Source organism: Bradyrhizobium sp. RT6a, from assembly GCF_040547675.1.
Taxonomy (GTDB): Bacteria; Pseudomonadota; Alphaproteobacteria; order Rhizobiales; family Xanthobacteraceae; genus Bradyrhizobium.
The window spans coordinates 881,913-897,719 of record NZ_JBEPQC010000001.1; the positions used below are offsets into that span (position 1 = coordinate 881,913).

The 15,807-nt window shown below is 62.8% G+C and carries 15 protein-coding genes; 4 read left to right on the forward strand and 11 right to left on the reverse strand.

Annotation, left to right across the window (positions count from 1 at the left end; translation table 11 throughout):
• Positions 1 to 95 precede the first annotated feature (95 nt).
• Positions 96 to 854 (forward strand): SDR family NAD(P)-dependent oxidoreductase, encoded by a 759-nt coding sequence (locus tag ABIC03_RS04430; RefSeq protein WP_354055831.1) that lies wholly within the window; start codon positions 96 to 98, stop codon positions 852 to 854.
• 49 nt (positions 855 to 903) lie between these two features.
• On the opposite strand, the gene ABIC03_RS04435 is transcribed toward ABIC03_RS04430, so the two are convergent.
• From ABIC03_RS04435 to ABIC03_RS04480, 10 genes are all read right to left on the reverse strand, one after another.
• On the reverse strand, positions 904 to 1,947 hold the full coding sequence (locus ABIC03_RS04435; RefSeq protein WP_354055833.1) for a 5-methyltetrahydropteroyltriglutamate--homocysteine methyltransferase: 1,044 nt from the start codon (positions 1,945 to 1,947) through the stop codon (positions 904 to 906).
• 36 nt (positions 1,948 to 1,983) lie between these two features.
• A complete protein-coding gene (locus ABIC03_RS04440; RefSeq protein ID WP_275167549.1) occupies positions 1,984 to 2,853 on the reverse strand; it encodes a fumarylacetoacetate hydrolase family protein in 870 nt (289 codons plus the stop codon).
• A 3-nt stretch (positions 2,854 to 2,856) separates the two neighbouring features.
• A complete protein-coding gene (locus tag ABIC03_RS04445; RefSeq protein ID WP_354055835.1) occupies positions 2,857 to 3,516 on the reverse strand; it encodes a polysaccharide deacetylase family protein in 660 nt (219 codons plus the stop codon).
• Between the two features lie 11 nt (positions 3,517 to 3,527).
• Positions 3,528 to 4,337 carry an ABC transporter permease gene (locus ABIC03_RS04450; RefSeq protein WP_275167551.1) on the reverse strand — a complete coding sequence of 270 codons (810 nt, stop codon included), beginning with the start codon at positions 4,335 to 4,337 and terminating at the stop codon, positions 3,528 to 3,530.
• A 7-nt stretch (positions 4,338 to 4,344) separates the two neighbouring features.
• Complete coding sequence (locus tag ABIC03_RS04455) at positions 4,345 to 5,151, reverse strand: ABC transporter ATP-binding protein (RefSeq protein WP_354055837.1); 807 nt, start codon at positions 5,149 to 5,151, stop codon at positions 4,345 to 4,347.
• Complete coding sequence (locus ABIC03_RS04460; RefSeq protein ID WP_354057500.1) at positions 5,130 to 5,885, reverse strand: ABC transporter permease; 756 nt, start codon at positions 5,883 to 5,885, stop codon at positions 5,130 to 5,132. The genes ABIC03_RS04455 and ABIC03_RS04460 overlap by 22 nt, the downstream gene beginning before the upstream one ends.
• Before the next feature lie 2 nt (positions 5,886 to 5,887).
• Entirely contained in the window at positions 5,888 to 6,856 is a 969-nt protein-coding gene (locus tag ABIC03_RS04465) for an ABC transporter substrate-binding protein (protein ID WP_354055839.1), read from the reverse strand.
• A 51-nt stretch (positions 6,857 to 6,907) separates the two neighbouring features.
• Positions 6,908 to 7,612 (reverse strand): GntR family transcriptional regulator, encoded by a 705-nt coding sequence (locus ABIC03_RS04470; protein ID WP_354055841.1) that lies wholly within the window; start codon positions 7,610 to 7,612, stop codon positions 6,908 to 6,910.
• Positions 7,613 to 7,789: 177 nt separating this feature from the next.
• Positions 7,790 to 8,938, reverse strand: coding sequence for an ABC transporter substrate-binding protein (locus tag ABIC03_RS04475; RefSeq protein ID WP_275167555.1), 1,149 nt, complete (start codon positions 8,936 to 8,938; stop codon positions 7,790 to 7,792).
• Positions 8,939 to 9,395: 457 nt separating this feature from the next.
• Positions 9,396 to 9,740: a hypothetical protein gene (locus tag ABIC03_RS04480; RefSeq protein WP_354055843.1), complete on the reverse strand. Its 345-nt coding sequence runs from the start codon at positions 9,738 to 9,740 to the stop codon at positions 9,396 to 9,398.
• A 408-nt stretch (positions 9,741 to 10,148) separates the two neighbouring features.
• On the opposite strand from ABIC03_RS04480, the gene ABIC03_RS04485 reads away from it, so the two are divergent.
• Positions 10,149 to 11,285 (forward strand): GNAT family N-acetyltransferase, encoded by a 1,137-nt coding sequence (locus tag ABIC03_RS04485; RefSeq protein ID WP_354055845.1) that lies wholly within the window; start codon positions 10,149 to 10,151, stop codon positions 11,283 to 11,285.
• Positions 11,286 to 11,314: 29 nt separating this feature from the next.
• Here ABIC03_RS04485 and ABIC03_RS04490 read toward each other — a convergent pair whose 3' ends face one another.
• Complete coding sequence (locus ABIC03_RS04490; protein WP_354055847.1) at positions 11,315 to 12,538, reverse strand: FAD-dependent oxidoreductase; 1,224 nt, start codon at positions 12,536 to 12,538, stop codon at positions 11,315 to 11,317.
• 433 nt (positions 12,539 to 12,971) lie between these two features.
• Between ABIC03_RS04490 and ABIC03_RS04495 the strand changes: the two genes are divergently transcribed.
• Entirely contained in the window at positions 12,972 to 14,315 is a 1,344-nt protein-coding gene (locus ABIC03_RS04495) for a lipopolysaccharide biosynthesis protein (protein ID WP_354055849.1), read from the forward strand.
• Between the two features lie 300 nt (positions 14,316 to 14,615).
• Positions 14,616 to 15,791, forward strand: coding sequence for a glycosyltransferase family 4 protein (locus tag ABIC03_RS04500; RefSeq protein WP_354057501.1), 1,176 nt, complete (start codon positions 14,616 to 14,618; stop codon positions 15,789 to 15,791).
• Positions 15,792 to 15,807: the final 16 nt, after the last annotated feature.

A 15,807-nucleotide genomic window follows, 5' to 3' on the forward strand; every position in this document is an offset into this window, starting at 1 on the left:
AATTCTGATCTATGCACCTCACGAGCGCAGTAGCTAAGGTGAGCGGGAGAGTCGGCGGCGCGTTGCGCTGCCCCAACGCAAATCGAGGGATATCCATGGCTGCCGTTTATTCCGACCTCGCCGGCAAGGTCGTTCTCGTCACCGGGGGCGCATCCGGAATTGGCGCTGCGATCGTGCGGCGCTTCGCACAGCAGAAATCCAATGTCGTGTTCTTCGACATCAAAGTTGACGAGGGCCAATCCCTGGCACGCGAGCTTTCGGACCAAGGTCTTGGCGCGCATTTCATGCGTGCCGACTTGACCGATATCGCCGCATTACGTGCCGGTGTCGCGGAGGCGCGCAACGTGCACGGCGCGATCAACATCCTCGTCAACAACGCTGCGCATGACGAGCGGCACAGCACCGAGGAAATGACACCGGAGTATTGGGACGACCGTATCGCAGTCAACTTGAAGCACCAGTTCTTTGCTGCGCAGGCCGTGTTGCCGGACATGAAGGCGGCGAACGCCGGCGCCATCATCAATTTCGGCTCGGTGTCGTGGATCGCCGGACAAGGCGGCATGGCCGCCTACACCGCCAGCAAATCAGGCGTGATCGGTCTCACACGCTCGCTGGCGCGCGATTACGGCTCCTACAACATCCGCGTGAACGCGATAGCGCCGGGATGGATCATGACCGAGCGCCAGCTCGATAAATGGATGACGCCACAGGGCGAAGTGGAGCTGATGCAACGACAATGCCTGAAGCGCAAGCTCATGCCGGACGAGGTCGCCAAGTTCACCATCTTCCTCGCTTCAGACGAAGCCTCCGCCTGCACAGCCCAGCACTACATTGTCGATGGCGGCTGGGTCTGAGGCGGACCAGACCGGATCGTGCATTACTTGCGAGCGGCTCGGAACCTCGTCAACCAAGCTCCTGCCGAACCTTGGCCGCCGCATCGCACGTCGCCTTCAATTTCCCGAACGCGACAGCACGCGGCATGTATTTCATGCCGCAGTCGGGCGCCGGAACGAGACGATCAGGCGACACATATTTCAGGCCGTTGCGAATGCGGTCGGCGACCGTGTCGACGCTCTCGATCTGGGGGTCTGCGAGGTCGAGCACACCAAGCATGATTTTCTTTGAGGAGAGGTCCTTCAGAACGCCGAGGTCGAGTTTTGGCTGCGCCGCCTCGATCGAGATCTGGTCGGCAGTCGTATCGTCGAGCTCGGCGAGGAACGAATAGCCGGCCGGCTTGTTCGAGCCGGGCACGACCGCCGCATAGCCGAAACAGAGATGCACGACGGTCGGCACTGTGATGCCCTTCAGCGCGCGGTTGATTGCCTTGACGGCGTAGCGCTTGGCAGAATCCGGATTGTTCCGCACCCAGGGCTCGTCGAGCTGGATCACGTCTGCGCCCGCTCTTTGCAGGTCGAGCGCTTCGGCATTGACGGCCTCCGCCAGGGCCATCGCGAGCTCTTCGTCGTCCTTGTAGAACTCGTTCTTGGCCTGCTGGCTCATGGTGAACGGACCCGGCAGGGTGATCTTCGCTGCACGATCGGTATTCCTGCGCAGGAACTGCATGTCGTGCAGCTCGACCGGTCCCTTGCGTTTCACCGGGCCGACGACGCGCGGCACCGGGGTCTGGGTGTTACCAGTGCGCGCAACGATCATCGCGGGATTGTCTCCGTCGATCCCGTCGAGCGCCGTGGCGAAGCGGTTGGAGTAGCTTTCGCGGCGGATTTCGCCATCGGTCACGATGTCGATGCCGGCGCGCTCCATGTCGCGGATCGCGACGATCGTCGCATCGTCCTGGGCCTCCTCCAGATGTTCCGCTGGCAGCCGCCACATGTCGTGCAGGCGGGTGCGCGGCACCACTTTCGACAGCATGGCGCGATTCACGAGCCATTCCGGCTGCGGATAACTTCCGACCACCGTGGTCGGGAGGATATGCGTTGGCATCGGCATGACGGTCTCCTTGTTATTGCTGTGGAGCGCGGCCAATCAGGCCGCGCGCGTCGCCTTGGCCGGCACTTCGTCCTTGACGGGATTGCTGAGGACCCCGATCCCGGAGATCTCGATCTCCACGACGTCGCCGCTCTTCATCCACAGCGGCGGATTACGATAAGCGCCGACACCGCCGGTCGTGCCTGTGACGATGACGTCGCCTGGCGCGAGCTCGGTGAAGGTGGAGCAATAAGCAATCAGGGCCGGCACGTCGAAGACGAGATCGGAGATCGGGGCCTTCTGCACCTCGACCCCGTTGAGCCGCGTGATCAGCGTCTGCTTGCTGACGTCGGTCAATTCGTCGGTCGTGACCATCCAGGGCCCAAAGCCGCCCGTGCCGGCGAAATTCTTGCCGGGGGCGAATTGCGAGGTGTGGCGCTGCCAGTCGCGGATGCTGCCATCATTGTAGCAGGCATAACCGGCGACATGGTTCAATGCGGCTTCGCGCGAGATGCGGCGGCCGGCCTTACCGATGACAACCGCCATCTCGCCCTCATAGTCGAAGCGCTCGGATTCGAGCGGCCGGATCATCGGCTGGCCATGTCCGACCTGGCTGTTGGCGAAGCGGGTGAAGATCATCGGGTGTGGCGGGGTGGGATGGCCGCTCTCGGCCAGATGGGTGGCGTAATTGACGCCGATGCAGAAGATCTTGTCGGGATCGGGGACCGTCGGCAGCAGTGTGACGTCCTGCAGCGCGTGGTCGGGCTTCTCGCCGGCAAGCTTCTTCAATTCGTCGAGCGATCCCTTGGCAAGCAGCGTCTTCAGCGTCGGATAGGCCTTGAGACGCTTGCCGGCATCGATGACGCCGTTGTCGGTGACAATGCCAAAGCTCGCGCTGCCGGCGATCGTGAAACTTGCGATTTTCATCAGTCAAACGCTCTCTTCGATGGAGGAAACATAGTCGTTGATCGGAAGTGCGATCGCGCCATTGCGGATCGGAACGCATTGTGGAGGGAAATCCTGGCGGAAACGGGCGCCGGCCGCCTCGGCGCGGTCGAGGAACCGCTCCAGATGGTCCATCGCTCCGGTCGGAAGATCGTGCAGAACCATCAGCGTCCAGGGCTGCTGGCCGCACTGGACAACGGCGCGCTCGGTCCAGCCGTCGGGATCGTCCCAGTCGCGGGGGATCGCGTTCCAGAGCACACAGCTATGCTTGTGGCGGGCGAGATAGTCGACGACGGATGGCTTCAACAGCCGCGTATCAAGATTGCCGCCGCCACCGAACGGCCGGAACCAGCGCTGCGGATGGGCGAGATCACCGATCGCGGCTTGCGTGCAGCCAACTTCGTTCTTCGCGGTCGCGCGATCCGGCTGCTCGCCGAGCGGGACGCTGTGGGTGAAGGTGTGATTGCCGATCCAGTGCCCCTCCCCGTGCGCCCGGATTGCAAGGCCATGCCGCGCGGGATCGGCGAGCTTCTCGCCGATGACGAAGAACGTGGTCTTGATGCCGCGCTCTCCGAGAATGTCGAGCACGCGCGGCGTCACGTTGGGATCGGGGCCGTTGTCGAATGTCAGGGTCAGATCAAACACGCGGAATTTCCTCAGGTCGCTGGCTGCATCGCGCCCGATGCGATGTCATCGTTGGCCTGACCAGCGCGCGTGCCGGTCTGCCAGATCGCCGCCTTGCGTTCGATCCACCGGATCGCGGCGTTGAAGGCGATCGCCATGAACAGCACGAGGAGGACGCCGGCGAACACGTGCGGACTATCGAGGATCGTGCGGTAGCGCGAGATCAGATAACCGATGCCGGCCGAGGAGATCAGCATCTCCGAGACGACGACGCCAACGATCACCAGTGCGCCTCCCACGCGGAGCCCCGACAGCACTGTCGGAATCGCCGCGGGAATGATGACGCGAACCAGCCGCTGGCTCAGCGTGGCGCCCATGCTGCGTGCCGCGAGCAGGAGTTGAGGGTCGATGGTCTGGATGCCGGCGGCGGTGGCCAGCATCGTTGGCAGGAAGCCGTAAATCGAGGCGAAGGCGATCTTGGATTCCGAGCCAATGCCGAGCCACACCGTGAAGACGGGATAGAGGATCACGAGCGGCACGGCATAGAGGCTCGACACCATCGGCATGATCAGGACGCGCGGACGCGGCAGGCTGCCGACGATAGCGCCAAGCAGGATGCCGCCGCCGCAGGCGAAGGCCATGGAGATCAGCACCTCATAAAGCGTCACTGCGAGCGCGTGACCGTATTCGGCCGCGTCGGTCCATCCGGCCATCAGCGTCGACGAAAGCGACGGCAAGAACAGCTCGGGAATGAGACCGGTTTGCGGCAACAGCTCCCACAGCGCGATCAAGCCGATCACGATCAGACGTCGCAGCGTCTTCGCACTTATTTTGGCACTCATCTCCGCCTCAGGCCGATTTGCGGATATGCCGCCAGATGCGGTCGCGCAAGCTCCCGAAGGCATCGCCGCTCAGCATCTCATAGGTGCGGGGCCGCGGCAGCTGGACCTGGAGATGATCGACGATGCGGCCGGGCCGCGCCGACATCACGATCACCTCGTCGGCGAGATAGACCGCTTCGGTGAGGCTGTGTGTGACGAAGACGACGGTCTTGCCGGTCGCCGCCCAGATGCGCAGCAGTTCGTCACCCATGGTCATGCGGGTCTGCTCGTCGAGGGCAGCAAACGGCTCGTCCATCAGCAGCACCGGCGGGTCCTGCACCAGCCCGCGCGCGATCGAGACGCGCTGCTTCATGCCGCCTGACAACTCGTGCGGATGGCGCTTGCCGAAGCCGTCGAGGCCGACCAGCGTGAGCGCATCCTGCGCCTTGGCGCGGCGCTCCGCCTTGGGCACGCCACGCAGCGCCAGCGGAAACTCGACATTGTCTTCGGCCGTCAGCCAGGGAAACAGGCTCGCCTCCTGGAACACCACGCCGACCATGTCCGGGTCGGGCTGCAGAATCGGCGCGCCACTGATGGCGATCGAGCCCGAGGTCTGCTGGCGCAGGCCCGCCATCATCATCAGAAGGGTCGACTTGCCGCAACCGCTCGGGCCGACCAGCACGACGAAGCGACCCGGCTTGATATCGAGCGAGACGTCTTCCAGGGCGACGACGTCCTGAGACCTGGTCTTGAAGACCTGCCCAACATTCTTCACCTCGATCGCGCCGGCGCGCGCGGGAGGCTTCAACGGGGTCACGTTCGCCAATGGCTGCATCGCGTTTCCACCCATCTGACAAGTTCGTTGAAGGTCATGGCGATCGCGGCGACCATCACGACCCCGGCGAGGAGTTGCTTCATCTGGAAGTTCTCGCCCCAGGTCGCGATCTGGTGGCCGATGCCGTCGCGCGAGGCGTACATCTCGGCAAGGATCACGCCGGTGAGGTTGAAGATCATGGAGATTCGCAGGGCCTCGAGCAGCACCGGCAGCATGCTCGGCAGATAGACCCGGAACGCGGTCTGCATCGGAGTTGCGCCATAGGAGCGCGCCACCGTGAGATGCTCGACCTTGACCGACTCCACCGCCGTGGTCGTCGACATGATCACGATGAAGATCGTGGAGAAGAAGCCAAAGCCGACCTTCTGGGCGAACCCGACGCCGAGTACGAGGATGAACATCGGCAGGAAGATCGACTTCGGGATGCTGAAGGCGAAGAACAGCAGCGGCTTGGCCACGTCAGCGAAGTAGCGGTTCTCCGCAACCAGGAAGCCGATCGCGGCGCCGAAGGGGACGGCTAGCGCGAACGCGGCCAGTACTTCGGTCGCAGTCACCATCAGGTCTTTCCGCACGGCCGCGCGCTGCAGGAGGTCGCCGAGTGTCGCGAACGTGTCGGACGCCGAGGGCAGCAGGCGCGGATTGACGATGCCGGTGCGCGACAGCACCTCCCACAGCGCCAGGACCGCGATGACGATCGCGATCCGTGCAAGCTTGATGGCGAGTGAGTTCTGCATCGTCACGGCTTGGTCGGAACCGGCTTGAACCTGGTCGAGATCACTTCCTCGACCGGTACGATGTCCTTGAGCCCGCCGAGCTTGGCGAGGTCCAGCGACAGCTGCACGGCCGCGTTCACGTCGGGCGCGCCCATGTCGCCGCTGGTCTCGAGCTTCATGATCGTGTTGTCGTATTCCAGGGCGGCGATCTCGGCCGGCATTTCGTAGAGCTCGGCGATCAGCTTGACGGTCACGTCCCGATTGGCGCGCATGAACGCAACTGCGCCATAGAGGGCGTTCACCGCCTTCTGAACCAGCTGAGGCTTTGTCTCCGCCAATTTGTCGAGCACGATCCAGCCTGCCGTGAGGTTCGGCGGCACCGCCGTGGCGTAATCGAGGATCGACTTGGCTTCGCCCGATTTCGAGATCTGGAAGCTCAGCGGCGAATAGACCACGGCGGCCTCGACGTTGCCCGCTAGGAGGTTCGGCACCAGACCGCCGCCGCCAACCGGGACGCGCGTGAAATCGATCTTCTTGTCCTGGAGTGTCCATAGTGCGAGCAGGTCGGAACCTGAGCCGGCGGCGGTGATTGCGACCTTCTTGCCGTTGAGGCCCTTGACGTCGAGCGTCGACTTGGTCGGGACCATCAACTGCCAGCCAAAATTTCCCATCGCGGCATTGGCCACGATCCGCGACATCACACCCTTCTTGCGCCCCGCGGAGACCAGCGAGGGCGGATCGAGGATGATATCGGCCGCGCCCGCAGCCATGCCTTCGAACGTCTCTGCACCGCTGCGGTAGATGGTCAGTTCGGCCTGGATGCCTTCCTTCTCGAACAATTTCTGCCGCACGGCCGTCTCGGCGATCGTTGTCGGCCAGTAGGTCTTGGTCGGCAGGCCGACGCGAATGGTTTCGGCCGCGGCGGCAGGGCCGGCGAGCACGCCGGCTGCGAAGAGCGACGCCAATAGCGCCTTGCGGCGAGTTATTTTCATGATCTGTTTCCTCCCGGTCTCTGTTTTTCTTTGCCGGATTTTTCCGGATCGTCAGTTTGCGCCGTTCACCTCCGCAATGCGAGGCGCGGCGAGCTCGACAAACGCTTTGGTGATGCCGAAGTGCTTTGCCAATGCGCGAACCGCCGCGTCCGCGTCGCGTTTGACGACGGCAGCGACAATCACCCTGTGTTCAGCCTCGACGTCGCGCGGCTTGCCCACCTCCCTGCGGATCGAGAGGCGGCGATATCGCTCGCTTTGTTCGTGCAGCACGTCGCGGAAGCCGAGCAGCCACGGTGAGCCGCAGGCATTGACCAGCGCACGATGGAAGATGCGATGGCGCACCACCCACTCCTCATAATGCACCGTCGGATCGTCGGGGTAGCGATAGGGGACGGCCTTCAGGTCCGCCCAGGCGGATTTCACCGAGGCAAGCCAGGCATCGTCGCCCCGCTCGATCGAGCGACGGAGCGCAAGGCCTTCGATATCGATCCGGGTCTGCGTCACGTCGGCGAGATCGGCGAGCGACACCGGGCTCACCCGGAAGCCACGCTGGTCGGACGCCAGCACAAGCCCGTCGGCGACCAATCGGGAAAGTGCCTCACGTACGGCGGCAAGGCTCACGGAAAACTGCTTGGCGAGGCCGGCGATATGCAGCTTCTGGCCCGGAAGCAGCCGCGTCGCCAGAATGTCGGCGCGCAAGCGCTCGTGCAACGCCGATGTCAGGCTGCGCGGACCATCCCCGGGGCCTCCGGTCATGTGAAACTGAAGCGGACCCATGGGTCGAATGATGGCAAGGCAACGCGAAAGGGTCAATAGAAAATCGAAAATCGATTTTTCCTATTCATCTCACGCCCCGTTAAAACGGACCACCGGCCAGATCGGCGCAGGCATGGTGTCCCGCCACCCGCTCGTACAAAACTGATTGGCGCCCCGCTACTTTGCGAGGCGGAACTTCCCGCCTTCGACCTTGATCAGAAAGGCCGAGCGCTCGTCGTAACCGTTGTGATCGGCCTTGCTCATGTTCGACAGCCCATTGTTGAGATAGATGTTCTGCCCACGCTCGAGTGCGTCGCGCAGAGCCGCGCGAAATTCGGCTGTGCCAGGCTTTGCCGTCTTCAGCGCATCCGGTGCAGCTTTTCCGATCAGCGCGACGACATCCCAGAGGTGAGCAGCGAACATGTTGGGCTTTTGCCCGTTCGCCGCTTCATACGCGGTCACGAACTCCTCCGTCGAGCGACGAAACGGATCTCCCGTGGGAAGATCGGCGGCAATGGTGAAAGCCTCACCCGCGAATACGGCGCCTTCGACGTTCGCGCCACCGAGCTTGATGAACTCCTCGCTGGCCACGCCGTGTGTCTGAAATATCTTCCCGGCGTAGCCGCGCTCGCGGAGCGCCTGCTGCGGCAAGACCGCCGGAGTTCCTGCGGAGGCGATGAATACGGCATCGGGATTGGTCGACATCACCTTCAGCGCCTGACCGGTGACGCTGGTGTCGGCTCGCGCATAGACCTCATGTGTGGTTACGGTCAGCCCCAACGTGGGCGCGAGGCGGCTCACTTCCTTGTAGTAGCCCTCGCCGTAGCCATCCGAAACGCCGATATAGCCGAGCGTCTTCACGCCTGATTTCGCGATATGCTTGAGGATGGCGGCCGCCATGAGGTCGTCATTGGGAACGACCTTGAATGCCCAGGCGCGTTTCTCATCCATCGGTTGAACGATGGCGGTAGCGGCAGCGAGCGACAGCAGCGGCGTCTTCGATTCGAGCGCGACATCCAGCATCGGCATGGTCACCGGGGTCAGAGAGGAGCCGACCAGCACGTCGACCTTGTCCTGGATCACCAACCGGCGTGCGTTCTGGACCCCTTTAGTCGAATCCGACTCGTCGTCCAGGACGATATAGGTCACCTTCTCTCCACCGATCTCTTTCGGAAGAGCTGCAACCGTCTTGAGCTGCGGTTGGCCCAGAGCGGATCCCGGGCCGCTTGCCGAAATCACAATTCCAATCTTGATGTCCGCGTGAGCAGCAGTTCCATAAAGGACGCATGCCACAAGAAGCGAGGCTCGCGCGAAACCGATCTTCATATCCTGTTCCTCCTTGTCCGCTCTGATGACTCCGCCGGCTGCATCGGGCGCCCGGCTCGAGGTTGCACTGCTCCCCAGGGGCACCGTCGTTGCTCAGAAGGCATGTCGTCCGATATACGCGTTTCCTCCCGCGGTCCCGAGCAACCGGGCGGACCATGCTAAGCGGATCGCAGCAACGCGTCTGTCCCTAGCGTTAGGGACAAGCCATCGGTAGGGACAAGGCATCGGTGCCCGAACCGGACTCTCGAGGTAGGCGGACGCACAGTCGCGTTCTCGCGGCGCATTTCGCCCGAGCTTTGCTTCGTCACTCCACCCTCTTATCCAAGAGGGCGCAGGGAAGGCCGGGTGCCGGCTGGCACCCGCGGTCCGCTGCGCGAAAAGCACACGCAGGAAAACCGCACAGCAGCATACAGGTGTAGCCAATCACTCGGCCTTCCCTGCGCGATGGTTGGACGGCTTATGCCGTGCTCTCCCGGGAGCCGAGTTCCTGCTGGCCTCCCTCGTCCCAGCGAAATTCACCGACATCGCGCCGGTTGACGCAGATGCCGCATTCGCCAGGGCTTGACCGTAGCAACGACGGCCAGGACCACACGGTTTTGCCGTACGCACGGTTCGCCATTTCGCCACCGGTTTCGACGGCGTTGTGCACGTTGCCGCCGACCTGATGACGAGACGAACCCAGCAGCGCCGCTCGTCGGAACGAAGCCTTGGGCTCACGGAGAGCAATCCGCCCTGCCCACGCCTCTCGCACCCGAACGCTGCCGCGTCCACCGCAAGCCCGGCTCGCGAACGTGACGACCACAAGATCGCCCCTCAAGGATGAGCCGGGATGAGCGACACATACGCTAAAACCGAATTTCGGTAAAGTGGAATATATTTGAAAAGAGGGGTTGACGCGGTCGTGGCTGTTTCGGCCGACGGGTCTTGGCCTGAGACCTGTAAGCGCAGACGCGGCTGCGCGCTCCCGGGTTCCCCGGAGTCCACCTCCGTCTGACTTTCCTTAAGTGCGGCCTGTAATTTCTCTCATAGGTCAACCTCCATGCCGCGAGGCCGCTCGATCAGGAAATTAATGGTTTGGTAACCATACGAGCCTTGCTCGAAGGATTAATGCAAATCACACGCCGCCGGTGTCTCCCCCGCAACGACCCTGCTATAGAGCGTAGATCCGGCTCCATCGACCACCCCGAGCCATCTGTTTTCTTGGTTGCACATGAACAGACCTAGCAACAAATTCAACATCGCCATCGAGCAGGGATTCGACTTCCTGTCGCCCGACTACGCGGAGCTGTTTGACAATTCGGCCGCCACCGCGTTCCAGCATCCGCTCTGGCTGGACACCCTCTACACCAGGCTCGCATCTCATGCGGGCGCAACTCCTCTGGTTGTTGTGGTCCGCCACCGCGCGACGGGCGCCCTTGCGATGGTGCTGCCCTTGCTACGGATCCGGCGCGGCCCGATACGGACCGTCGAATTCGCCGACCTCCGCGTCTCCGACTATCTGGCGCCGGTGTGCAGCCCGCAGGTATTTTCCGAGCTGCTCAAGGACGAGAGTGCGTGCGCAGAGATTCGGTGCCTCGTCCGCCCGTTCGATCTGCTCCGGATGACCAAGCTGCCGGATGGACGGCTTCCGATCGAGAACCTTCTGGCTGCGCCTCGCCGCACAGCGATGGACACCAATGCCTACGCCACCGTTCTCGTCACGCCATTCGAGCAATGGCGCGCCAGTGCGTTGGATCGTTCCTACCAGAAGGAGCTCGCAAAGAAAGCCCGGCAGCTCCAGAAGAAGGGGGACGTAATTTTTTCATGCTGCAGCGACAGCGCCTCCGTCCTGGAGGTGCTGGACGTGATGAAGAAATTTCGCGGGCCGCGCTTTCAGGCACATGGCGACGGAGATCTGCTCCAGCGCCCCGAATATTACGGCTTCTATTCCGAGATAGCGCACCGCGGTCTCGGCTCCTTTGTCCGGCTCTATGCCATGAAGATGAACGGCGAGGTGATTGCGGCCGTGCTCGGTCTCTGCCATCGCGGTAGATTCCTCGTGATCATGGGCGCCTTCGACATTGCCGGATACAAGAGCCAGTCCCTGGGCGCACTGATGTTCGAGCAGGTGGCGAAGGATTGCATCGAGCGCGGGGATCAGATGCTCGATTTCACCATCGGCGACGAGCCTTACAAGAAGCAGTTCGGCGCGGAGCCTTCGCCGATGTGGACCGTCACGCAGGCCGGCAGCACCACGGGCGCCTTCTCCCTGTTCGCACTCAAACAGGCGCCTTGGCTCAAACTGGCCGCCAAGCGAATGTCGGAGTTCAGGCTTCTGCCGACCCGCACCTCAACGCCGACGCGCTGACCGGCGCGAGGCGCCGACGGGCGCGGCTCTCAGGCGCGTAGCGCGCTTCGAACATGCGCGAGCCAGCCCGGATGCATCTGATCGACCCGGTGGGTGATACTGCGTCGCAGGAAGTGCAGCCGCCGCCGCACGTCCCAGCCGATATCGTTGCGGGACGTCAGGGCCTGCCGGAAGCGCGCCATCTTCAGTGATTGCTGGTCCGACGCGACCTTGTCGGGATCGGAATAGAATTGCGAAATCTTCTCCTGGCTCATGCCTGCGGTCATGAGCCAACGCGGCGCATATTCGGTGCAGAGGCGCTCGACGTCGACCAGCAGGCGGGCCACGCCGGTGCCAGCGGCCGGACAATTGGTCTGGAAGGCGTCGCCGATGAGCACGACGCCGGGCTGGAGATGTCCCTCCACGACGGACAGGTCCATCACCCAATTCTGCACCCGGTCGATCACGCGGAAATCGCCGAGGTAAGGCCGCAATCCCGGCAGCAGGCGCAAAACCGTCGCTTCCGGTTCGCGGCGCAGCTCGCGCATGATCGGATCGGTCGGGTCGCGGAACATGAAGAGATTTGCCCGCATGCCGGCGCGCACCGGAAACAGGCTGAGATAATCGATGCCGTCCGCCGTGCGCTCGCCGTAACAGGTCAGCGCCTCGAAGTCGAACGGCGCATCATCCCGGCGGGCGATCGTGAAGCCGAACGAGACCGAATGACGCTCGGCCAGCACGCGCCGCTTGATGCCGAGCTTGTAGCCGAGAACGCCCGCCATGCCCGTGGCCAGCACGACGAGTCGCGCTGTCAAGCGCCTCCCGGACGCGAGCTCGATATGCTGGATATCGTCGCTGCATTTGACGGCGGTGACCTCGTCGATGATCAGGCTCGACGGATCAGGCAGTTGGCTGCGCGCCATGGCGACGAGATCCGCATATGGAAGTCCGTAAGCCCGGCCGACGCTGACATCGACCACCTTGCCTTCCCTGATATTGAGCACCTGGTCATACCGGCAGGCCACGTTGTCGAGCGCGTCGAGAAAGCCAAGCTTGCGCAACATCTCCAGCTGATGGCCGCCGATTTTCTCGACCCGGAACTCGTCCGGATAGACCGCGCGCTTGTCGACGAGAGCGACACGATGCCCCGACCGCGCGAGCACGGCCGCCGCGAGCGAGCCCGCAAGGCCGCCGCCAACGATCGCGATGTCGGCGGCGATCGTCGAAGTGCCGGCTGCGGCAATCGGCTCGGGCACGTTGCTATCCGCCGTCATGGTGCAGGCTCCCACGGTCAATGATGATTGCCTGAGCAATTCTCACGCCTGATGTCGCATCGCAGGACCAAACGCGATCATTTCTCGATATCTCGGTTAATGCAGCGGAGACCTGCCCGGCCCGATGAGGTCCGGCACGCGCCTTGCTCGGGACGGCTATTCCCGGCGAGCTGGTCCGCATTCCAGCGGCTCATCTCGCCTCATCGGCCGTCGATGCGGCGCTATGCCGCCACGCGATTGGGCTGCACTTTGCTCTATCCGGGACAGTGGGGTCAGCGATGTTCCATAGTGAAGCACCAGGCATGACCGCGACGTCGCCGCGGTCGGCAGGATCACGAAGACCGTCCATTAACACTCGCGATTTTTCGGCATGCTAGGCTTTTGGAGGTAATCGGAAAATGTCTCTTCAGGGGAAGTTGCCTCTTAAATTTCCATGATCGAATCCATCGTCCAGTTCATGCGGCGCGACGTGACTCGCGGTGTTGCCGGAACCATCCTTCTCAAGGTTGGTAGCGGCGCGCTTGCATTCGCGTTGTTCTCGCTTGCGGCACGAACGATGTCGCCCGATGGGTTCGGCATCTTTGCGACCTGGCTTTCGGTGGCCCAGATGGCAGCGGTCGTCGGCCTGGTGGGCCAGGAATCGCTGCTGGTGCGATTTCTGAACGAGTATCGGGCTGGAAATCAGCCCGATCTCACCAAAGGCGTGCTGCTATCGAGCTTCAAGATTTCCTCCGTCGCGATGCTGATTGCGATCGGCGCAATCGCGATCGGCGCCAACATCAAAGGCGCCTCGTGGCTGCTGGTTGTCGCGGTGTCGGCCTACACGGCCGTGAATGCGGGGCTGATGCTTGGCAGCCAGATCGCACGCTCGCTGGTCAGCATTCTCATGGGAGAAGGAAACAGGGAGTTCTTCTGGCGAGTCAGCGTCGTGCTGTTTCTGCTCGCAATCATGTCCGGCCATCGGCTGCTCGATCCCGCCGAATTGATCGCCGTGATGACGCTTGCCATGTCCGTCGGGCTGGTTGCACAGATCATCGCGATTGCGCGAGTTCTGCCGGATTTCCGCGGCACGGCGGTGCGTTCCGAGCCGTCGCGCTGGAGATCGAGCGCGCTTCATTTCTGGGCCGCATCCATCCTCGAAGCCGCGAACCAATATTTCGACGTCATTCTGGTCTACTGGATGCTGGACCCGGCAACCGCCGGAATTTACTTTGCCGCTTCGCGCCTCGCCAACATCTTCGCCATGCTGTCGGCCGCATTGTACAGTTTTGGCGCACGTCGGCTCCCCTCGCTCTACTTCAGCAAGAACCATCAGGAATTCGAGCGAACGCTGCGGCTCATGGCGGAAGTGACCGCGGTGTGCGTGGTCAGCGGACTTCTCCTGATCTGGGTTGGCGGTCCCCATCTGCTCAACCTGTTTGGGCCGCATTTCGCTGCGCAGCACTGGGTTCTGATCGTGCTCGCCATCGGAACGGCGTTCCAGGCGGCGGGCGGTCCGTCTGCGGCGATATTGCAGCTGACCGGCTATGAGCGCGAGTATGTCCCCGTGATTGCCGGGAACGTAGCGCTGCGGCTAGTCGGATTTCTCGTCCTCATTCCCTGGCTCGGCGTTCTTGGCGCAGCAATCTCGGCCACTGTATCGCTGGCGCTCGCGACCATCGCCCTCAACATCATCTGTCGCCGGCGAACCGGCGTCGACCCCTCGATTTTGGGGCTTCTGCGTTTCTCGGCGTCGAAGCCTAGCGCCTACGCGGTCCGTGCCGCGGATGGTGAATAGAGCGTCAGAATACGTCGGGCGTGTCCCGCATGAAGGAGCGCACGGGCGACCGTCAGCGCACCGGCAGAGTCGTTTTCGCACGCTCTCAGTGGCCCGCTCCAACCTGAATATCGATGGCTGGTCGGCAGTTACCCACGTCCTATTCGCTTCATCGGGAACCGCCGGAATACCCTGGTGAACGACGCCCTTGCGGCAGGGCGCATTAACTCCGTTTCTTGCTAGTCGGTGTCCGCGCGATGCCCGCATGGTAGATAGGCGGTTAAGAAGGTGAACATTCGTTTCTTCAGTGGGTCGGGATACGTGCTCCATTACCAGCCAAACAAGGCGTTGGGCGATACGACTGCGACAGCACTCTCGCCGCCCAGTGGTGGCGGACGAAAGCTGCACGTGCTCCTCGTACAGACCCAGGCCGAGAACGCCGGTGCGCAGGAGATCTCGCGCCTGCTTGGCGCCGGGCTGACCGCCCGCGGCTATCGGGTCACCAATCTGTTCTTCTTCCGCAAGTCGGATTCGTTCGATGAGCCGCCGGACACGATCTATTGCGCGTCGAGCCGGCCGGGAAATCCGCTGGCGCTGCTGCAAATGCTGTGGACGCTCGGCGGCCATCTCAGGGCCACGAGGCCCGACGCCGTTCTGACCTTTCAGCACTTCGGCAATGTCATCGGCGCCGGCGTGGCGCGCCTCATTTGCCGCGCGCCTGTCATCGCCAATCAGGTTTCCTCCGCGCTGTCGATGAGCTGGCCGATCCGTATCGCCGACATCGCCATGGGCAGCCTCGGCTTCTTCGACCGCATCACGCTCAATTCGCTGGACATGCAGCGCGAGTATTCGCGCTACCCCAGGGCTTATCGCGCGCGCATGGTGCATGTCCCGCACGGCTTCGACGACAAGGCCCTCACGCTGACGAAGCAAGCTGCGCGACAGAAATTTAATCTGCCGCCGGATCGCACCCTGCTCGGCTGCGCAGCAAGATTGCACCCGCACAAGCGGCTCGACGCGGCGATACGTCTGTTGCCGGATCAACCATCCTGGCACCTCGCATTGGCCGGCCAGGGAGCCGACGAGGCCCGGCTGCGGCAGTTGGCAGATGATTTGAAAGTATCGGACAGGCTGCATCTGCTTGGCGAAATCACCCCGCGCCAGATGGCGGAGTTTCTCGCCGCTCTCGACGTGTTCGTATTTCCGACACAGGCGGAGACCTTCGGCCTCGCCGCTGTGGAGGCCGCAAACGCCGGCGTTCCCTCCGTCGTCACCGATCTTCCGGTCTTGCGCGAGGTGTTGTCCGTCGAAGGAAAACCGACAGCGCTGTTCGTCGATGCCTCCGATCATACCAAGCTGTCCGCGGCCGTCTCCAGGCTCCTGACGGACCAAAAACTGAGCGACGAACTGCGGCAAAACGCCAAAGGCCTGAAGCTGCGCTATTCAGTGGATGCCATGGTGGAAGAATACGTTCGAATTCTCGGCCAGGTCATTTGATCGGGACGCATTGAAA